Raw genomic sequence first — 17,866 nt, forward strand, 5'->3', positions numbered from 1 at the left:
TAGGGGAAATTCTAACTTAATGTGAATTTCCTGAGTTATCTAGGACAGCCCCAATCTTTATCCAAATCAAAGCCATATTACGTGGCGAGATAACGCTGAATGTGCACGCTATCGGGCACGGACTTTCCGTTGTCGTCCAGCACGGGGATGTTGCCCTTAGGCATTTTGGAAATATCGTTCACAAATTCGCGCTCAAACGGCAGCTTCGCCAACGTGAGCAGGGCTTCTGTTTTCCAGCAAAAGGCTGATGAACTGCGCACAAAGCCGTGCGGCGTGGGCAAACCTGATGCGGTGTAGAGTTTTAACATGATGATTTATCTCCTAATGATTGATTAAACAAAAGGCAGTCTGAAAACACATTTCCCATTTTCAGACTGCCTATTTATGCTTACTGCTGACTACGCTTCCTTGCTTTCCGCCGCTTTCACGCGCAGCCGCAAGTTCAATTCACGCAACTGTTTCTCGTCCACGGTGTTGGGCGCGTCCACCAGCAAGTCTTGGGCGCGTTGTGTTTTCGGGAAGGCAATCACATCGCGGATAGACTCTGCGCCCGCCATCAGCGTTACCAAGCGGTCTAAGCCAAACGCCAAACCGCCGTGTGGTGGCGCGCCGAATTTCAAATTATCCAGCAGGAAGCCAAATTTGTTTTGCTGCTCTTCGGGGCTGATTTTCAGCGCGGCGAACACTTTTTCTTGTACTTCGGCGCGGTGGATACGGATTGAGCCGCCGCCAATTTCCCAGCCGTTCAACACCATATCGTAGGCGCGGGCTAGGCAGTTTTCAGGCTGCGTTTCCATCAAATCTTCATGCCCTGCTTTGGGCGATGTGAACGGGTGGTGCATCGCGGTGTAGCGGTTTTCTTCTTCATCGTATTCAAACATGGGGAAATCCACCACCCACAGCGGTTTCCATTCGTCCACAAAATAGCCATCTGCCACGCCGTGTTCGTGTCCGACTTTAATCCGCAATGCACCAATCGCTTCGTTCACCACTTTGGCTTTGTCTGCGCCGAAGAAAATCAAATCGCCGTTTTGCGCGCCTGTGCGCTCAATAATGGTTTTCAGGCAGCCTTCGGATAGGAATTTCACAATCGGCGATTGCAAGCCGCTGTCTTCGCCGTTGCTCAAATTGTTCACATCGTTCACTTTGATATACGCCAAGCCTTTTGCGCCGTAAATACCGACAAATTTGGTGTATTCGTCAATGTCTTTGCGGCTCAATTTTGCGCCATTGTGCACGCGCAAGGCGACCACGCGACCGTTGGGCATATCGGCAGCGGCGCGGAATACTTTGAACTCTTCCGTTTTCATCACGTCTGTTAGCTCGGTGAATACCAACGACACGCGCATATCGGGCTTGTCTGAGCCGTATTTAAACATGGCTTCGCTGTATGGCATACGCGGGAAGTCGCCCAAATCCACGCCCAGCGCGTCTTTGAACACTTGTTTTGCCATGCCCTCGGTGATGTCCATGATTTCGTTTTCGTTCAGGAAAGACGTTTCCAAGTCAATTTGGGTAAATTCAGGCTGCCTATCGGCGCGCAAATCTTCATCGCGGAAGCATTTGGTGATTTGGTAATAGCGGTCAAAGCCTGCCACCATCAGCAGTTGTTTGAAGAGCTGGGGCGATTGTGGCAGCGCGAAAAATTCGCCTGCGTGCACGCGGCTGGGCACAAGGTAATCGCGCGCGCCCTCGGGGGTGGAGCGTGTGAGCATGGGCGTTTCAATGTCAATAAAGCCTTGCGCGTCCAAATAACGGCGCACGCCCATCGCCACTTGATAGCGCAGGCGCAGATTGCGCTGCATCACGGGACGGCGCAGGTCAATCACGCGGTTTTGCAGGCGCACGGTTTCGCTGATGTTTTCATCGTCAATCATAAAGGGGGGCGTGGCGGCGGGGTTCAAAATCTCAATTTCTTTGGCGAGAATTTCAATTTTGCCTGACACCATTTTGTCGTTGGTGGTGCCCTCGGGGCGATGGCGCACGCGCCCTGTGATGCTGAGCACGAACTCGTTACGTGCGGAATCGGCAAGCGCAAAGGCTTCGGGCGTGTCGGGGTCAATCACCACTTGCACGATGCCTTCGCGGTCGCGCAGGTCAATAAAAATAACCCCACCGTGGTCGCGGCGGCGGTGCACCCAGCCTTTTACGGTTACGGTTTGGTCTAGATAGGCTTCGTTGATTAAGCCGCAGTAGTTGGTACGCATGGTGGTTCTTTCTTGTTGAATGTTAAAGGGTTATGTGTAAAATTTGGTGCAGGCTGCCTGAAAATTATTTCACTTGATGTATATCATCGGGTAAGTCGTCCCAAAAATCGCTGTCCAGTTTTTTAATGCTGAATATTTGTTCGGTCTGCATGCCCAAACCGTAATGATAAATATATTCTGCCAATTGTTGCCCATCAATCAGTATGATTCGCGGACTGAAACGGTTTTGCGCGTATTCAACGGCATCTTTGGAATAATGTGCCGTTGTGATAAATACTCCTTTATCTTGCGGATTGATAGCGCCTGCAAATGTTTGAATAGCAGGGCGGCCGATGGTTTCCTGACGGCGGTAGCGTTTTGCCTGAATAAAAATACGCCCCAAACCCAATACGTCTTCACGGATTTCCCCGTCAATACCGCCGTCCCGGCTTTGTTTGGTAACGATGGCGGATTTTTCCACTTTACCGCCGTAACCCATATGTTTCAGTAAATCGACTACCAATTTCTCAAATGTTGCGGGCGTTTTGCTAATGACGGTTTCTAAAATCTCGTCATAAACCGTTTGGCGGATTGCGTGGAAAGATTGTTCCAGTTGGGTTATCGGGTCTGTATCAGATTCGATTTCGTTATAGATTTCTGTTTTATCGTCTTTGTTATTATGACGTAACGCCATTTTTTCTTTAACAAAATTGATGACTTCAATTCAATATCGTCTTTATCGGCATATTGTTTTCCCAAGTCGGTGATTTGGTAAAAGCCGCGCTTGGGACGCAATAATAAACCCGTTAAAGCATGATAGCTTAATACCCATGAAATTTTATCTGCAAAGATGTTGCCGTTGCCCGATGGGTATTCGGCATTGATTTCCGCCTCATTCAAGCCGAGTTTTTCGGCAAGCGGTTTAATGAGTTGGGATTTTCGCCACAGGTTACCGTCTGATAATAACTGTAAAATGGGACGGCGCAATTCATTGTTATTGAGTAGGGGCATAACAGTCTCAAATTTTCCGACCTTTTGAATATAAAAGGTCGTCGGAGGGTATTGTTGCATTTGGATTTTATTTGGCGGAAGGCTGTGGCTGTCAATCCAATAGATATATTTTCAGGCTGCCTGAAAACGATTATTCGGCTTTGCCAAACACTTTCGTTAAATGCTGCGCGTAATCGGCGAAATAGTGTTCAGGCTGCGGGTTTTTGATGACATCGTTGCAGATAAAGGTGGGCAGCGGGCGCATGCCTAAAAATTCGTTGGCTTTGTGAAAATGCAAATACACGCCGTCCACGCCTGCGCCGTCGAAAAAATCGCCCGCGCGGGTAAAGGCTTCAATGGGTGCGTTCCATGTGAGCGAGAGCATATGGTGCTTGCCGTGCAACAAGCCGCCTGTGCCGTAGCCTTCGGTGGGCGTGGCGCTGTGTCGCCCATCGCTGGCGAATAGTTTGCCTGCGCCTGCGGAAAATACTTTGTCCATGTATTCTTTAACTGTCCACGGCTCGCCCATCCACCATGCGGGCATTTGCCAAATCACGGCATCTGCCCATAGGATTTTTTCCACTTCTGCTTGGGCATCGTAGCCGTTGTCAATCACGGTTTCTTGGGTGTGATGCCCAAGTGCGGCGAGTGTTTCTTGCGCGAGCGTGTGCAGGCTGTGGTTGAGTTTGCCTTGCGAATGTCCGAATGCTTTGCCGCCGTTGATTAGGAGAATGTTCATGGTGTGTCCTTGTGGTTGCGGGGTTTCAGGCTGCCTGAATGTTATTCGTACGCAAAAAAATCTTTCTCGCGGATTTCGGTTGCTGTCCAAATCGGCTCTTGCGGCAAGATTTGGATACCTGTTTCAATCGCGGCTTGTTGTACGCCACGCTGCCATGCTTTTTGCAGCCATTCGTTATCGTGAAAATGATTGGCTAAACTGGGTGAATCTTCTATTAAGTCGTTGATTTCTTGGCGTTGGTCAAGAATGGTTCTGCGCCAGCTATCGTCGCGATGCGTGGGTTGATACGTCCATTTTAATAAGTGTGCAATCAGAATACCCATGCGGCGGAGTAATTCGCGATGTTCTTTGCGGCTCATGGCTTCCATTTCTTCAATTAGGTTGGCAACGTCCAACTCTTGCATTTTGCCTGCTTTTATATAGTGCGGCTTGGTGTGCAGTCCATGCGGCAAAATCTTGATTGTAATGGATATTCATGTTGCACTTCTTGTTTATTGCTTTTCAGGCTGCTCTATGCTGGGCTGGTCGCTGGGCATCACCATGCCGAGTGAGATGACGTATTTTAGGGCTTCATCCACGCTCATGTTGAATTGGCGGATGTCGCTGCGGCGCACCATGATGTAGTAGCCGCCTGTGGGATTGGGCGTGGTGGGAACGTACACGGAAACGTAGTCGGTTTGCTCGGGTAGGGCTTTAGCGATGGCTTGTGGCACTTCGCCTGATACGAATGCGATTGTCCAAATATTGGGCTGGGGAAAGGGGATGAGCACGGGGGTTTGGAATGAGCGTGCGTTGTCGGACAATAGGCTTTCGGATACTTTTTTTACGCTGGAATAGATGGATTTTACTACGGGGATGCGCCCGAGCAGGCTGTCCCATGCTTCTAGGAATTTGCGCCCGAGCATATTGGCGGCGAAGATGCCTGTAATCAGCAAGACGATGATGGCGATGATGAAGCCTTGCCCTGGAATGTTAAAGCCGATGTAGTTTTCAGGCTGCCATTTTTGTGGAACAAGGTTGGCGAGCCAGTCGGTGGCGTTGATGATGTAGCCGATGAGCCAGATGGTTACGGCGATGGGCAGCCATACGAGTAGCCCTGCGATAAGGTATTTTTTTAGGTACTTGCCGATGCTCATGGTGCGCGGGTTGGGGGTGGGCGGGGTGGTAAAAGGGCGGGATTATACGCGCTTTGCGGGTGGTTTGGTTGGTGATGTTAAGGCAGCCTGAAACCTTTATGGAACGGCTAACGCTGATATTTTGCGTGAACAAGCATCGTGGTTGCGTTAGCCAATGATTTGTTTATTCAGGAATTTCTGAATATCAAACAAGATTCCCGCCTACGCGGGAATGACGGCATTTCTTGTTTTCAGGCTGCCTTTGAGGGTTGGATTAAAGCGCGTCCCAGCCGTTGAACATGAGCCCTAAGCCGATGCCTTTTTGTTTGTGGTTGTAGTCAATCAGGCTTTCGCCGTAGCCGTAGAAGCCTTGCACATAGCCTTTTAGGTTGCCTTTGATGGGGAAGGTGTAGTTGAGTTGCACTGCGCCTTTGCCGTGGCGGGGGTTGTAGCGCAGGGTGCTGGATAGGGTGTGTTTGTTGTTGAATTGGTAGGCGAGACGGATGTCGCCGTAGCCCATGTAGTGCATGATGTCGGGGTTGTCGTCTTTGTCGTTTTCGGGGTCTAGGCGTGTCCAGATGCGGGGGACGACGGAGAGTTTGCCCCATTCCATGCCTGCCATCGCATAGATGCGGTTCCATGAGCGCGATAGGGGTTGGCTTTGTCCGTTGGATTGGTGGATGTAGCCTACGCCGAGCATGCGCAGTTTGCCGCCAAAGGGGAGATTGGCTTTAACGGGCTGGGTGAGAAACAGCTCGGGGGCGTAGTCGCTGTTGCGGAAAGGGGCGGATTTTTTGCCACGGTTGTAAACCTGCCAGTTGGATTGTTGGGTGTAGGCTGCCCATAGGTCGGCGTGTGTGCCAAATAAGTCTTCGGCGATTTTGGTTTTTAGGGAGATTTGCATTTTGGTTTCAATGCGTTTTTGTTGGGTGTGGATGTCGTCAATGGCTACGCCGCGCGTGGGGCTGCTGGGGGTGTAGTTGGGCGATGAGCGATACCATGCGGGCAGGATGTACATGGGTTCGTGCTCACGGATGCTGAATACGCCGTTTTCGTTGTTTCTGTCTAGGTCGTAGAGCCGTGATAGCAGGGAATAGCTTTCGCTGTCGCTGCTGGGTTCGGCAAAGACGATTTGCGCGCTTTGGTTGGCTTTGCTGGTGGCGTGCGTTTGGGCTAGGTCTATGCTTTTGGATTGGGGTTGGCTGGGGCTGGCGTAGGCGCGGTCGTAGCAGGCGAGACGGCTGGTGGGGTCGCTGATGGCGACGCAGGATTGGGCGGGTGCTTCGGCGGGGGCGGGGGCGATGTTTGCGCTGGCGGTGGGCTCGTTGGTGGGCGTGAGTGGGATTTCGGTTTCGGCTTGGGCAAATGGGGCGAAGCTGATGAGTGAGAGTAGGATGGCTTTTTTCATTTGTTTATTTGGGGTTAGGTTGTTTGGAATGGGGGGTATTTTAACTGATTTTGTGGGGGTAAGGCAGCCTGAAAGTATGTTTGTGCTTTGTGGTTAGCTTGTAGGGTAGGCAGCCTGAAAACCAGTCCACTCAATAAAAAGTCGTTTAACCCGACATCAAACGGTTTGATTTTTCAGGCTGCCTTGGGTCGTGGCAAAGGTTCTATGGCGTTTTTTGGTTTTCAGGCTGCCACTTAATTTGGGGTTACAAGGCAGCCTGAAAATGGGGCGGCGGAGGTTTGTTGTTAAATGGTGCTTTGCTGGTTGGCGAGATGTCGGCGAGCCGCCGATGCTCCATTGGGTTGTGATGGGTTTGGCAGCGTTTTCAGGCTGCCTTATGCGGGACAACATAGGCAGCCTGAAAATCATTGATGCCTAATCTCCCAGCATTGGTGGATTTTCTTGTTGCGGAAATCTTCGGGGATGGATTGGTGGGTGATGTTGTGGATGTGGTATTGCGCGGCAAGCTGGGGGTTGAGTTCAAAGCTGCGTAGGTTGTTGGAAAAATAGAGCGTGCCGCTTGGGGCGAGCAATGCCATTGCGCCGTGGATAAGCGTGGTTTGGTCGCGCTGGATGTCTAGCGTGTCTTGCATTTTTTTGCTGTTGGAAAAGCTGGGCGGGTCTAGCACGATAAGGTCAAACTGTTTGCGCTGTTGGGCGGCTTGTTGCAGGTATTGGAACACGTCGGCGCGGATGATTTGATGTTGGCTTAAATCTATGTGGTTAAGCTGGAAGTTGCGTTCTGCCCATTCCAGATAAGTGTTGGATAAATCAACGGTTTCGCTGCTGATTGCACCGCCTGTGGCTGCGTAAACGGTGAAGCTGCCTGTGTAGGAAAATAGGTTGAGAAAGCGTTTGCCTGCGGCGATGTTGCCGACTTTTTGGCGGGTGTTGCGGTGGTCTAGGAATAGCCCTGTGTCTAGGTATTTGTCTAGGTTTACCCAAAATTGGCGGCCGTTTTCTTGGATGATGAAGTCTTCGCCTGTTTTGCCTGTTTTTTGGTATTGGGCTGCGCCTTTTTGGCGGGCGCGTTGTTTGAGATGGATGTGGTGCTGGGGGAAGCCTGTGATGTGTTCTAGGGCGGCTAGGATTTCTAGCAGCCATGCTTTGCGCTCGGCGGGGCTTTGTTGCCAGCCTGTGTCGTATTCTTGCAGGTGGATGTGGTCGCGGTAAACATCGATGGCGAAGGGGTATTGCGGGATGTCGCGGTCGTAGATGCGCCATGCTTCTAGGTTGTGGCGACGCGCCCATTTGAGTTGGTGTTTTAGGTTTTTGCCGATGCGGTTGATTAGGTCGTTGATGGTGGTCATGGTGGGGATGGGGTGGGTGGGTTTTCTACCTTGCGCGTTGCACTGCGGACTACCCCTGAGCTTTGCATAAGTTCGCATGGCTAAATCATAGATTTAGATGCTTACTTAATACCCAAATCAAAGATTTGGACAAAGGGGCAAGGCTGCCTTTGGGGGTGGCGGCGATGGTTGGGCTACGCGAGCGTGGTACGCGGCAAGGCGCGTGTTCTGGCGGATGATTTTGGCTTCGCTGAAAGCGACAATCAATGGCGCGGGGGTGGCTCGCTGACATCTTGGTAAACCCGTCCTGCTCTGGTTAATCCGCCATTTGGCGGCGAGCCGCCGCCGCTCCATTTTAGAACCTGTATTCACTATTTCCATAGGCAGATTTGATGACATAAAAGCGTGGATACAAGGCAAAAAGCACAGCAAGGTTGGACACCTTGCGCGCATTTTTAACGCGGTAGCCGCGTTTTTAGGGCATTAAAGATGACTAGGAAATTAGTGAATACAGGTTCTTAGATTTCAGGCTGCCTATTCTTCGCTGATGTATTGCGGGGGAACGTGGTCGGTGAGCCAGACTTGGTTGTCGCTTAAATAAAACGAATGCCCTGCGGCGTGCATGGCGGCGGCGTTGATGCGCAGCACGATGGGTTTGCCGTGGCGTTGTCCGACTTTTTGCGCGGTGGGGATGTCGGCGGATAGGTGCACATGGTGGCGGCTGCCTGCGATAAGCCCTTGGGTGCGGATGCTGTCTAAAAAGCGGGTGGCGGTGCCGTGGTACAGCGTGGCGGGCGGCTGGATGGGTGGGTGGGCAATGGCGACTTGGGCGGTGCTGTGCCCTTGCGCGGCGCGGATTTGGGTTTGGTCGCTGGATAGGGTGAAGCGTTTTTTGGGATTGGTGGCGACGATTTCCAGCAGTTGCGCGCGGCTGATGGGGCGGTTGTGTTGGGCGGCTTGGGCAAGCAGGGTGTCTATGTTTACCCAGCCTTGGCTGTCTAGCGTGATGCCGATGCTTTCGGGGTGGTGGCGCAGGATGTAGCTAAGGAATTTGCTGGTTTGGATGTGGGGGTCGGTCATAATTATTGGAACTTCGTTAAATTGTGGTTTCAACCTTGCGCGTTGCGTTGCGGTATACCCCTTTGTTGCCCAAACCAAAGATTTGGACAAAGGGGCAAGGCTGCCTTTGGGGATTGTGATTGGATGGATAAGGCAGCCTGAAAATGGGGTTAAAAGGGTTTTCAGGCTGCCTTACTCTTGCGTTGTTTATTCGGATTTCGGCGTAACGCGTGTTGCCATCAGCGTGTGCAAGCGGCGGTTGTCGGCGCGGGCAACGTTAAACAGCAAATCGCCCAGTTGCACTTTTTCGCCGCGCACGGGCAAATGCCCCAGCTCGTGTATCACCAAGCCGCCGATGGTGTCGGCTTCTTCGTCGCTGAACGCGGTGCCAAAGTATGCGTTGATGTCGGCGATTTCGGTGGTGGCTTTGATGCGCCAGCGCTCGGCGGACACGGGGAAGATGTTGTCCGCGCTGTCGTCTTCGTCAAACTCGTCTTCAATTTTGCCAACAATCTGCTCAATCACGTCTTCAAACGTTACCAAGCCTGAAATGCCGCCGTATTCGTCCACCACAATCGCCATGTGGTTGCGCTGGGCTTGGAAGTCTTTGAGCAGGCTGTTGAGCGATTTGCTCTCGGGCACAAACACGGCGGGGCGCAGGATGTGTTCCAGCTTGAATTGCTCGGGGTTGAGCGTGTATTTGAGCAGATCTTTGGCGTGCAGGATGCCGATGATGTGGTCTTTGTCTTCTTCTATCACGGGAAAGCGCGAATGGGCGGTGTCCACGGCGTAGGCGATGATGCGGTCTATGCTGTCGGTGGTTTTGATAACGTCCATTTGGGCGCGGGTCATCATGGCATCGCGCACGGATAGTTGGCTGAATTTGAACAGGTTTTCTAGGCGCAACAGCGTGTCGCCGTCTAGGCTGTTTTGCGCTTGGGTTTTGGCTTGGCGCAGCAAGTCTAGCCATTGGGCGGGCGTTTCGGGGATGGCGATGCTGCCTGAAACGCGGGTGAATAGGCGGTTGAACAGGGTGGGTTTGGGTTGGGGGGTGGTGTCGTCCATAATTTTTGATTGCGGTGGTTAATGGGTTTCAGGCTGCCTATATTTTCAGGCTGCCTATTGATTCCCCGCGCAAGCGCAGCCACAGCCGCCCTGTTCGTTTTCAGGCTGCCTTGTGGCATCGTGGGCTTCATCGGCTTCTTCGCTGCCCAGCGGATACAAATCCAATTTAGCCAGCAAGGCGCGGTCGCCACTTTCTTCGGGGTTAGGCGATGTGAGCAAGGTGTCGCCGTAGAAAATGGAATTTGCGCCCGCCATAAAACACATTGCTTGCATGGCTTCGGGCATATCGGCGCGCCCTGCGGATAGGCGCACATAGCTTTGCGGCATGGTAATCCGCGCCACGGCGATGGTGCGCACAAATTCTGTCCAATCCAAATCGGGCACATCGGCAAGCGGCGTGCCGTCTATTTTGATGAGCTGGTTAATCGGCACGCTTTCAGGCTGCGGGTCTAAATTGGCTAGGCTGGCGATTAAGCCTGCGCGTTCGGCGCGGGTTTCGTTCATGCCTACGATGCCGCCGCAGCAAATTTTGAGCCCCGCTTCGCGCACCTTGCCCAGCGTGTCCATGCGGTCTTCGTGACGGCGGGTGTGGATGATGTCGTTGTAGCGGCTGGGGTCGGTGTCTAGGTTGTGGTTGTAGTAATCCAGCCCCGCTTCGTGCAGGCTTTGCGCCATGCCTTCATCCAGCAAGCCAAATGTGCCGCAGGTTTCCAGCCCTATGGCTTTCACGGCGCGAACCATGTCGGCAAGCTGGAGGATGTCTTCGGGCTTGGGGCTGCGCCATGCTGCGCCCATGCAAAATCGGCTTGCGCCGCGTTTTTTGGCGATTTGAGCCAAGGCAACCACGTCGTCCACATTCATCAAGCCTGTTTTTTCTACGCCTGTGTGGTAGTGCGCGGATTGCGGGCAGTATTCGCAGTCTTCGGTGCAACCGCCTGTTTTCACCGATAACAAGGTGGATAGCTGCACGGCGCGGGGGTCAAAATGCTCGCGGTGCACTTGGGCAGCCTGAAAAACGAGTTCCAAGAAGGGCTGGTTAAACAAGCCTTCCACTTGGCATTTGCTCCAATATTGGGCGGTGGGGTGCGGCTTGGGCTTGGCGGCGCGGCGCAGGGCTACGGGGCGTAGGTAAGTCATGGGATTTCCTTGTAGATTGGGTTTTCAGGCTGCCTCTGGGGGCGGCTTATTTAGTAGGGATTGGCGATGCCAAGCTGCGCCAACAAGGCAGTTTCCAAGGCTTCCATCGCTTCGGCTTTATCATCGCTGATGTGGTCGTAGCCCATCAGATGCAGCGTGCCGTGTATCACCAAATGCGCGTAGTGGTGCGCGATGAGCTTGCCTTGCTCGGTGGCTTCGCGGCTCACCACTTGCGGGCAAATGATTAAATCGCCGCGCAGGGTGTGGTCGCTTTCGGGCAGCATGATTTCGCCCTCGTTGAGCGCGAAGCTCAGGACATTGGTGGCGTAGTCTTTTTGGCGATAATCGCGGTTGTAGGCGCGGGCATCGGCTTCGTCCAGCAGCAAAAGCGAGATTTCGGCGCGGCGGTATTCGTTTTTCAGCGCGTGCCAAATCCATTGGTAGAACTGGCGTTCGCTGGGGATATTGCGCTCGCTGCTTTGGTTGGCAAAGGCAAAGGCGAAGCGTTGTTTTTGGATGGCGAGAAAGGGGAATTGTTTGGCTTGTTTCATGGTTTTGTGGGTGAGATGTGAAGCAGCCTGAAAACCCAAAAATCTATTTTCAGGCTGCCTAATGGGGTTCTAAGGTTGTGGCAAAGGTGAATGGATACAGGGTTTGTTTCTACCATTTAGGCAGCCTGAAAATGCGCTGCCCAAACGCGGGCGCAGATGATGGGGCAGCCTGAAATGTTTGCCCCGCGTTCCCTACGGCTTGCTGGCAAGCCGTGCGCTGGCAAATAATTTTCAGGCTGCCTACTGCGCTACGCCCCGCCCAAAAGCTGCTCGCGCGTCAGCAAAAACACAAACCCATCGCCGCCGCTGGTTTCCAGCCACATAAACGGCAATTCGGGATACGCCGCTTCCAGCGCGTCGCGGTTGTGCCCAATTTCCACCAGCAGCACGCCTTGCGGGTTCAGGAACTTCGCCGCGTGCAGCAAAATTTGGCGCGTGGCATCCAAGCCATCTACGCCACTGCCCAACGCCAGTTCTGGTTCGTGCAAATATTCTTCGGGCAACGCCGCCACGCTCTCGGCATCCACATACGGCGGGTTGGAGACAATCAAATCGTATGTGCCCTCCAAGCCTTCAAATAAATCGGTGTGAATCAGGTTGATGCGCTCTTGCAGCCCATATTCTTCCACGTTGATTGCCGCCACTTCCAGCGCATCTAAGCTGATGTCCACCGCGTCCACTTGCGCGGCGGGATAATGGTCGGCAATTTGAATTGCCAAGCAGCCGCTGCCTGTGCACAAATCCAGCGCGCGATGCACCAGCTCGGGGTGTTCAATCCACGGCGCAAGCGGCTCGCCCAAGAGTTCATACACAAACGAACGCGGCACAATCACGCGCTCGTCCACATAAAAATCATATTCGCCCTGCCAAGCCTGATGCGTAAGATACGCCACAGGCACGCGCTCTTCAACGCGCCGTTGCACCAACACCAGCACCGCCGCACGCTCGCTGGGCAGCAACACCGCGTCTAAATAAGGTTCCAGCGTATCCAGCGGCAAATGCAGCGTGTGCAAAATCAAATACGCCGCTTCATCGTGTGCGTTGTCGCTGCCATGCCCAAAAAATAAACCCGCTTCGTTAAAGCGGCTAACAGCAAAGCGCAACACATCGCGCAGCGTTTTCAGGCTGCCTTGGGCTTCGTTGAACAAATCGGGCTGGGTTGCGTTTTGCCCGTTTTCAGGCTGCCTTTGCTGGCTGGATACTGTGTGATTCATTGTGAATAAAATTGTTAAGCAAATGAAAAGACCATTATAAACCAATGTGCCAACAAATAAAAAACCGCTATAATCGCGCCCTTTCAATCTCCGTAAAAAGGATACATCCATGAAAAAACAGTCTTTTATTTTAAGCATCATCGCCGCTTCGCTCGCCCTAGCCGCGTGTAACCAAAACGCAGGGCAGCCCACCCCAGCCGCATCAGGCGCAGCCCCCGCTGCCACGTCCAGCGCATCAGGCGCAGCAACATCCGCGCCCGCCACTTCTGCTCCCGTAGCAGGCTTGGAAACCGAAAGCAAACAACTGGGCTACTTGCTGGGCTACCAATTTGCCATGAGCGCGCAACTGGATACGCTGAAAAAAAGCGGTATTGAAGTGGACACCGATGCGCTGATTAAAGGCATGAACGACCAAATGGCAGGCACGCAATCGCAGCTGAACGAGCAACAAGCGCAAGCCGCCATTGCCAGCGTGCAAAAGAAAATGGACGAATTTGCTAAAAAACAAGCCAGCGAAACCGCAGCCGCAGGCGAAAAATACCTAGCCGATAACAAAGCCAAAGAAGGCGTAAAAACCACCGAATCAGGCTTGCAATACAAAGTAAACAAAGAAGGCACAGGCACACAAGTTGCCAAAGGCGATTTGGTAACCGTGGAATACGAAGGTCGCCTGACCGATGGCACAGTATTTGACAGCACCAAAAACCACAACAATCAACCCATGGACGCGCCCGTGGTGGATGGCGCATTTATCCAAGGCTGGGTGGAAGGCTTGCAGCTGATGAAAGAAGGCGGCGAATACACGCTTTACATCCCCGCCAAACTGGCTTATGGCGAACGCGGTCAAGGCGGCATCCCTGCCAACTCGGTGCTGGTGTTTGACATCAAAGTGAACAAAGTGCAAAAAGGCGAAGGCGACAAATTGGTGAAACGCGCCCAAGAAGCACAAGCCAAACAAATGCAGCAAATGCAACAACAAATGCAACAAGCGCAACAACCTGCCAAAAAATAAGCGTTTTAACGGCAGCCAAACCGCTTTTCATACCACGAAAAGCGGTTTTTCTTTTAGCCGCGCCGCAACTTTTCAGGCTGCCTTATGGCCGCGCAAAACCTTTGCAAAACAGCACGCCGCAGCAAAAGTTAAGCCACGCGGCAAGATGCTAACAAAACTTAAAAAACGCTTAACATTACGCCCCAAACATCAGGTAAAATCCGCCAATTGTTTTCCCGCCATCAACTCTCACAGGAATGCTTAACCAATGACCACAAAAACATGGCTGTCTGCCGCTTTCTCATGCTTAACCCTATCGCTTGCCGCTTGCGGCGGACAAAGCAACGCCCCCGCTAACCACAGCGCATCCCATCCCGCGCCCGCCGCCGCATCAGGCGCATCAGGCACAGCCGATGGCAACGGCAGAGTGCTGCGCGTGGCGGGCAATGCCACATTCGCCCCGTTTGAATCGCTGGACGCAAACAAAAAAGTAACAGGCTTTGATATTGACCTGATTAACGCCATGGGCGAAGCGGGCAATTTTAAAGTGGAATACAAAGACCAGCCGTGGGAAAGCCTATTCCCCGCGTTAAGCAACGGTGACGCCGATGTGTTGGTATCAGGCATCACCATCACCGACGAACGCAAAGCCACCATGGCGTTTAGCGAACCTTATTACCAAATCACCCAAGTGGTTTTGGTGCCGCCCAGCAAAAATGTGGCCAAGGTGGAAGATTTGAAAAAACTGCACAAAATCGGCGTGGTAACGGGCTACACAGGCGATTACGCCGCGCAAAAAATCTTCGGACCGACCAGCGAGCAAGTGGTCCGCTTTGACAACGTGGGCCTGCTCACCAAAGAAGTGGAAAACGGCGGCGTAGACGCAGGCATTTTGGACAACGCCGTTGTCGCCCACTACATTAAAAACAACAGCAGCAAAGGCTTCAAAATGGCCGCCCTGCCCGACTTCCCCGCCGAACACTACGGCATGGCGGTTCGCAAAGACGATGCCCAAACCCTCGCCCTGCTGAACGACTCGCTCGCCAAAGTGCGCGCCAGCGGCAAATACGCCGAAATCGAAGCCAAATACTTCGCCACAGGCAAATAAGCCCGTTTCCCATTAAAAATCGGTGCGACCGCAAGGCTGGTTTGTTCCTGGCCCGCGCAAAAACCAACGCAGCAACCCTATCAACGAGATAACAATCCATGATAATTGCCGATACGCGTTTTTAAACCCAAACCTTTTGACGGCTTGAACCACTCCCGTCAAAAGGTTTCTGCGTTTCCCCAAGCAAGGGATTTTCAGGCTGCCTAAACAGCCTGTGGGATGAAACAAGCATAAACCCGCGCAGCCGCATCCAAGGCAGCCTGAAAACCGCATCCGCCGCCATCCGCTCCTTAGTCTCGCGCGCAAGAAAAATGATAGTGCGCGCAAACACCGCTTCATACCTAACAACCGCAGCCTGAAACCCCAAAATCCTTTTTCAGGCTGCCCTTGCAATTTCCCAGCCCCACCACCATATCTCCCAAACTTTTTTGCCTGAAAGCCAACTGCGCTATTGCAGGCAAAACCCATTATCCGTTCCCATCGCTGCATCCATACACGCAGAGCATCCCATCACACCACGCGGATAAATCACAACCATCGAGTGCCCCCTATGTCTGAAAAATCCATCCCCGAACAAGAAAACGAAGAAACACTGGCCAACGACAACCGCCCGCTCACTCCCGAAGAGCAGCGCGAACGCCTGCGCCGCCTTATCATCCAAGGCAAAGAGCGCGGCTACATTACCTACGCCGAAATCAACGATGCCCTGCCCGACGATATGTCCGATGCCGAGCAGATTGACAACATCGTTAATATGATTCAAGGCTTGGGCATCCAAGTAACCGAAGAAGCCCTCGATGCCGACAGCCTACTGATGAACGACAACAGCACCGCCATCACCGATGAAGATGCCGTTGCCGAAGCCGAAGCCGCGCTGTCGCAAGCCGATTCCGAATTTGGACGCACCACCGATCCCGTGCGTATGTATATGCGTGAAATGGGGCAAGTGGATTTGCTCACCCGCGAAGACGAAATCAAAATCGCCAAAGAAATTGAAAACGCCTTGAAAAACATGATTCAAGCCATTTCAGCCTGCCCTGGGTCTATCGGCGAGATTTTGGATTTAATCAACCAAATCAAAAAAGACGAAATCAAAGTAGATGAAGTGGTGGAAGCCATTATTGACCCCAACGAAGTCTTGCTCAACGAATTGGGCTTGGGGCATCTGGAAAGCAGCCTGAACAGCAATCAAGCCGCATCCAACGATGATTCATCCGATGATGGCGACAGCGATGATGACGAAGATGGCGACGGCGACAGCGCAGCGATGGAAAGCCAAAACTTGGAAGAACTCAAAGCCCAAGTTTTAGACCATTTCAAACAAATTGAAAAAAGCTACAACCTGATGATTCGCGCATTAGACAAAAGCGGCAGCAGCAGCGCGAAATACCTAGAACATCGCGGCAATATCGCCAACAAATTGCTGGAAGTGCGCTTTTCCACCCGCCAAATTGAAAAATTGAGCGACAGCCTGCGCTCGCGCGTGGAAAAAATCCGCAAGCTGGAACGCGAAATCCGCGACATCTGCCTAGACCGCGTCAACATGGACAGAGACTATTTCATCGCCCATTTTCTGCCCAATGCCACCAATTTGGACTGGATTGAAGAAGAAATCGGCAAAAAACGCGCGTGGGGCGAAACGCTAGACCGCTTCCGCCACGCCATTTTGGAAAAACAAACCGAAATGGCAGAGTTGGAACAACACGCTCGCGTGTCCATCGCCGAGCTCAAAGACATCAGCAAAAACATGGTAAAAAGCGAAAAAGAAACCGCCGCCGCCAAGCAAAAAATGATTCAGGCAAACTTGCGTTTGGTGATTTCCATTGCCAAAAAATACACCAATCGCGGCTTGCAATTTCTTGATTTGATTCAAGAAGGCAATATTGGCTTAATGAAAGCGGTGGATAAATTTGAATACCGCCGTGGTTACAAATTTTCCACTTATGCGACTTGGTGGATTCGCCAAGCGATTACGCGCTCCATCGCCGACCAAGCACGCACCATCCGCATCCCTGTGCACATGATTGAAACGATTAACAAAATGAACCGCATTTCGCGCCAATATCTGCAAGAAACAGGCGAAGACCCCGATTCAGCCAAACTGGCGGAATTGATGGAAATGCCCGAAGACAAAATCCGCAAAATCATGAAAATCGCCAAAGAGCCGATTTCTATGGAATCCCCCGTTGGCGATGATGACGACAGCCACTTGGGCGATTTTATTGAAGACGTAAACAACGTTGCGCCTGCCGAAGCGGCGATGTATTCCAGCCTGCGCGAAGTAACCGCCGATGTGCTGGAAAGCCTAACGCCGCGCGAAGCGAAAGTGCTGCGGATGCGCTTTGGCATTGACATGAACACCGACCACACGCTTGAAGAAGTGGGCAAACAGTTTGACGTTACGCGCGAGCGCATCCGCCAAATTGAAGCCAAAGCGTTACGCAAACTGCGCCACCCCACGCGCTCCGATAAGCTGAAAAGTTTTTTGGATAGCGAAGAAGGAAAATAAGCGCGGAGCTGCAAATATTGAGAACCTGTATCCGTACTATAATGTGCGAATACAGGTTTTTTGTTTTTCGTCTCGCAGAATTAGGAGCAAAAAATGAGCGCACTCACGCAAACGCTGACCCTTGCCAACGGCATCACCATTCCGCAACTGGGCTTGGGCACTTGGATGATTGACAACGCCGATGCCAGCCAAGCCGTTCAAGCTGCCTTAGCAGCGGGCTATCGCCATATTGACACCGCCCAAGATTACGGCAACGAACAAGGCGTGGGCGCAGGCATTCGCGCCAGCGGCTTGGCACGTGCCGATATTTTTCTGACCAGCAAACTGTTGGCGCAGCATAAAAACTACTCCGATGCCCAAGCTGCGCTGGCGCAATCGTTTATAGATTTAGGGGTGGATTATATTGATTTGAGGCATATAGGACAAAATGGAGGCTAAAACCCGCTAGAAACCTTATCCTATAAGG

The 17,866-nt window shown here is 52.4% G+C and carries 22 protein-coding genes; 6 read left to right on the forward strand and 16 right to left on the reverse strand.

Annotation, left to right across the window (positions count from 1 at the left end; all coding sequences use genetic code 11):
- Positions 1-77: 77 nt before the first annotated feature.
- From Q4A85_RS11215 to Q4A85_RS11245, 7 genes are all read right to left on the reverse strand, one after another.
- The gene (locus Q4A85_RS11215; RefSeq protein ID WP_303110390.1) at positions 78-308 is read right to left on the reverse strand and encodes a glutathione S-transferase N-terminal domain-containing protein; all 231 of its coding nucleotides are present in this window, start codon (positions 306-308) and stop codon (positions 78-80) included.
- A 90-nt stretch (positions 309-398) separates the two neighbouring features.
- Positions 399-2,207 carry an aspartate--tRNA ligase gene (gene aspS / locus Q4A85_RS11220; RefSeq protein WP_303110392.1) on the reverse strand — a complete coding sequence of 603 codons (1,809 nt, stop codon included), beginning with the start codon at positions 2,205-2,207 and terminating at the stop codon, positions 399-401.
- A gap of 64 nt (positions 2,208-2,271) precedes the next feature.
- Entirely contained in the window at positions 2,272-2,880 is a 609-nt protein-coding gene (locus tag Q4A85_RS11225) for a restriction endonuclease (RefSeq protein WP_303110394.1), read from the reverse strand.
- Entirely contained in the window at positions 2,805-3,257 is a 453-nt protein-coding gene (locus Q4A85_RS11230; RefSeq protein ID WP_303110396.1) for a winged helix-turn-helix domain-containing protein, read from the reverse strand. Before Q4A85_RS11230 ends, Q4A85_RS11225 begins: the two co-directional genes overlap by 76 nt.
- Before the next feature lie 70 nt (positions 3,258-3,327).
- The gene (locus Q4A85_RS11235; protein WP_303110398.1) at positions 3,328-3,915 is read right to left on the reverse strand and encodes an NAD(P)H-dependent oxidoreductase; all 588 of its coding nucleotides are present in this window, start codon (positions 3,913-3,915) and stop codon (positions 3,328-3,330) included.
- Between the two features lie 41 nt (positions 3,916-3,956).
- Positions 3,957-4,367 carry a DUF29 domain-containing protein gene (locus Q4A85_RS11240; protein WP_303110400.1) on the reverse strand — a complete coding sequence of 137 codons (411 nt, stop codon included), beginning with the start codon at positions 4,365-4,367 and terminating at the stop codon, positions 3,957-3,959.
- 39 nt (positions 4,368-4,406) lie between these two features.
- Positions 4,407-5,051 carry a DUF502 domain-containing protein gene (locus tag Q4A85_RS11245; protein ID WP_303110402.1) on the reverse strand — a complete coding sequence of 215 codons (645 nt, stop codon included), beginning with the start codon at positions 5,049-5,051 and terminating at the stop codon, positions 4,407-4,409.
- A 138-nt stretch (positions 5,052-5,189) separates the two neighbouring features.
- Between Q4A85_RS11245 and Q4A85_RS11250 the strand changes: the two genes are divergently transcribed.
- The gene (locus tag Q4A85_RS11250; protein WP_303110404.1) at positions 5,190-5,327 is read left to right on the forward strand and encodes a hypothetical protein; all 138 of its coding nucleotides are present in this window, start codon (positions 5,190-5,192) and stop codon (positions 5,325-5,327) included.
- On the opposite strand, the gene Q4A85_RS11255 is transcribed toward Q4A85_RS11250, so the two are convergent.
- Positions 5,305-6,438 carry a phospholipase A gene (locus Q4A85_RS11255; RefSeq protein WP_303110406.1) on the reverse strand — a complete coding sequence of 378 codons (1,134 nt, stop codon included), beginning with the start codon at positions 6,436-6,438 and terminating at the stop codon, positions 5,305-5,307. The genes Q4A85_RS11250 and Q4A85_RS11255 overlap by 23 nt on opposite strands.
- An 87-nt stretch (positions 6,439-6,525) precedes the next feature.
- On the opposite strand from Q4A85_RS11255, the gene Q4A85_RS11260 reads away from it, so the two are divergent.
- Positions 6,526-6,675: a hypothetical protein gene (locus Q4A85_RS11260; protein ID WP_303110408.1), complete on the forward strand. Its 150-nt coding sequence runs from the start codon at positions 6,526-6,528 to the stop codon at positions 6,673-6,675.
- A 167-nt stretch (positions 6,676-6,842) separates the two neighbouring features.
- Here Q4A85_RS11260 and Q4A85_RS11265 read toward each other — a convergent pair whose 3' ends face one another.
- The 7 genes from Q4A85_RS11265 to prmB form a co-directional block, all read right to left on the reverse strand.
- On the reverse strand, positions 6,843-7,787 hold the full coding sequence (locus Q4A85_RS11265; RefSeq protein ID WP_303110409.1) for a class I SAM-dependent methyltransferase: 945 nt from the start codon (positions 7,785-7,787) through the stop codon (positions 6,843-6,845).
- 117 nt (positions 7,788-7,904) lie between these two features.
- Positions 7,905-8,147, reverse strand: a complete 243-nt coding sequence (locus Q4A85_RS11270; protein WP_303110411.1) for a hypothetical protein — start codon at positions 8,145-8,147, stop codon at positions 7,905-7,907.
- A 153-nt stretch (positions 8,148-8,300) separates the two neighbouring features.
- Positions 8,301-8,846, reverse strand: a complete 546-nt coding sequence (locus tag Q4A85_RS11275; protein ID WP_303110412.1) for an RNA 2'-phosphotransferase — start codon at positions 8,844-8,846, stop codon at positions 8,301-8,303.
- A gap of 186 nt (positions 8,847-9,032) precedes the next feature.
- Positions 9,033-9,890, reverse strand: coding sequence for an HlyC/CorC family transporter (locus Q4A85_RS11280; RefSeq protein ID WP_303110413.1), 858 nt, complete (start codon positions 9,888-9,890; stop codon positions 9,033-9,035).
- A 54-nt stretch (positions 9,891-9,944) separates the two neighbouring features.
- Positions 9,945-11,027, reverse strand: coding sequence for a biotin synthase BioB (gene bioB, locus Q4A85_RS11285; protein WP_303110414.1), 1,083 nt, complete (start codon positions 11,025-11,027; stop codon positions 9,945-9,947).
- 50 nt (positions 11,028-11,077) lie between these two features.
- The gene (ybeY, locus tag Q4A85_RS11290) at positions 11,078-11,578 is read right to left on the reverse strand and encodes an rRNA maturation RNase YbeY (protein WP_303110416.1); all 501 of its coding nucleotides are present in this window, start codon (positions 11,576-11,578) and stop codon (positions 11,078-11,080) included.
- 248 nt (positions 11,579-11,826) lie between these two features.
- Complete coding sequence (gene prmB / locus Q4A85_RS11295) at positions 11,827-12,726, reverse strand: 50S ribosomal protein L3 N(5)-glutamine methyltransferase (protein ID WP_303110426.1); 900 nt, start codon at positions 12,724-12,726, stop codon at positions 11,827-11,829.
- Positions 12,727-12,901: 175 nt separating this feature from the next.
- Here prmB and Q4A85_RS11300 point away from each other — a divergent pair, with 175 nt between their 5' ends.
- Together Q4A85_RS11300 and Q4A85_RS11305 are read left to right on the forward strand one after the other, a co-directional pair.
- Positions 12,902-13,804 carry an FKBP-type peptidyl-prolyl cis-trans isomerase gene (locus Q4A85_RS11300; RefSeq protein WP_303110418.1) on the forward strand — a complete coding sequence of 301 codons (903 nt, stop codon included), beginning with the start codon at positions 12,902-12,904 and terminating at the stop codon, positions 13,802-13,804.
- A 247-nt stretch (positions 13,805-14,051) separates the two neighbouring features.
- Complete coding sequence (locus tag Q4A85_RS11305; protein WP_303110419.1) at positions 14,052-14,891, forward strand: basic amino acid ABC transporter substrate-binding protein; 840 nt, start codon at positions 14,052-14,054, stop codon at positions 14,889-14,891.
- Between the two features lie 121 nt (positions 14,892-15,012).
- Here Q4A85_RS11305 and Q4A85_RS11310 read toward each other — a convergent pair whose 3' ends face one another.
- Entirely contained in the window at positions 15,013-15,222 is a 210-nt protein-coding gene (locus Q4A85_RS11310) for a hypothetical protein (protein WP_303110420.1), read from the reverse strand.
- Between the two features lie 219 nt (positions 15,223-15,441).
- Between Q4A85_RS11310 and rpoD the strand changes: the two genes are divergently transcribed.
- Together rpoD and Q4A85_RS11320 are read left to right on the forward strand one after the other, a co-directional pair.
- A complete protein-coding gene (rpoD, locus tag Q4A85_RS11315) occupies positions 15,442-17,400 on the forward strand; it encodes an RNA polymerase sigma factor RpoD (protein ID WP_303110422.1) in 1,959 nt (652 codons plus the stop codon).
- A 93-nt stretch (positions 17,401-17,493) separates the two neighbouring features.
- Complete coding sequence (locus Q4A85_RS11320; RefSeq protein WP_303110424.1) at positions 17,494-17,838, forward strand: aldo/keto reductase; 345 nt, start codon at positions 17,494-17,496, stop codon at positions 17,836-17,838.
- Positions 17,839-17,866 lie beyond the last annotated feature (28 nt).

Source organism: Kingella sp. (in: b-proteobacteria), assembly GCF_030527935.1.
Taxonomy (GTDB): domain Bacteria; phylum Pseudomonadota; class Gammaproteobacteria; order Burkholderiales; family Neisseriaceae; genus Kingella_B.

What these genes read in the sequence shown, in the direction of transcription:
- rpoD (WP_303110422.1), top strand. Translation starts at nt 15,442, where the DNA reads ATGTCTGAAAAATCCATCCCCGAACAAGAAAACGAAGAAACACTGGCC.
- Q4A85_RS11230 (WP_303110396.1), bottom strand. Translation starts at nt 3,257, where the DNA reads ATGCAACAATACCCTCCGACGACCTTTTATATTCAAAAGGTCGGAAAA.
- Q4A85_RS11305 (WP_303110419.1), top strand. Translation starts at nt 14,052, where the DNA reads ATGACCACAAAAACATGGCTGTCTGCCGCTTTCTCATGCTTAACCCTA.
- Q4A85_RS11255 (WP_303110406.1), bottom strand. Translation starts at nt 6,438, where the DNA reads ATGAAAAAAGCCATCCTACTCTCACTCATCAGCTTCGCCCCATTTGCC.
- aspS (WP_303110392.1), bottom strand. Translation starts at nt 2,207, where the DNA reads ATGCGTACCAACTACTGCGGCTTAATCAACGAAGCCTATCTAGACCAA.
- Q4A85_RS11235 (WP_303110398.1), bottom strand. Translation starts at nt 3,915, where the DNA reads ATGAACATTCTCCTAATCAACGGCGGCAAAGCATTCGGACATTCGCAA.
- Q4A85_RS11320 (WP_303110424.1), top strand. Translation starts at nt 17,494, where the DNA reads ATGAGCGCACTCACGCAAACGCTGACCCTTGCCAACGGCATCACCATT.
- ybeY (WP_303110416.1), bottom strand. Translation starts at nt 11,578, where the DNA reads ATGAAACAAGCCAAACAATTCCCCTTTCTCGCCATCCAAAAACAACGC.
- Q4A85_RS11225 (WP_303110394.1), bottom strand. Translation starts at nt 2,880, where the DNA reads ATGGCGTTACGTCATAATAACAAAGACGATAAAACAGAAATCTATAAC.
- Q4A85_RS11275 (WP_303110412.1), bottom strand. Translation starts at nt 8,846, where the DNA reads ATGACCGACCCCCACATCCAAACCAGCAAATTCCTTAGCTACATCCTG.
- Q4A85_RS11215 (WP_303110390.1), bottom strand. Translation starts at nt 308, where the DNA reads ATGTTAAAACTCTACACCGCATCAGGTTTGCCCACGCCGCACGGCTTT.
- Q4A85_RS11265 (WP_303110409.1), bottom strand. Translation starts at nt 7,787, where the DNA reads ATGACCACCATCAACGACCTAATCAACCGCATCGGCAAAAACCTAAAA.
- Q4A85_RS11270 (WP_303110411.1), bottom strand. Translation starts at nt 8,147, where the DNA reads ATGGAAATAGTGAATACAGGTTCTAAAATGGAGCGGCGGCGGCTCGCC.
- Q4A85_RS11245 (WP_303110402.1), bottom strand. Translation starts at nt 5,051, where the DNA reads ATGAGCATCGGCAAGTACCTAAAAAAATACCTTATCGCAGGGCTACTC.
- Q4A85_RS11300 (WP_303110418.1), top strand. Translation starts at nt 12,902, where the DNA reads ATGAAAAAACAGTCTTTTATTTTAAGCATCATCGCCGCTTCGCTCGCC.
- bioB (WP_303110414.1), bottom strand. Translation starts at nt 11,027, where the DNA reads ATGACTTACCTACGCCCCGTAGCCCTGCGCCGCGCCGCCAAGCCCAAG.
- Q4A85_RS11280 (WP_303110413.1), bottom strand. Translation starts at nt 9,890, where the DNA reads ATGGACGACACCACCCCCCAACCCAAACCCACCCTGTTCAACCGCCTA.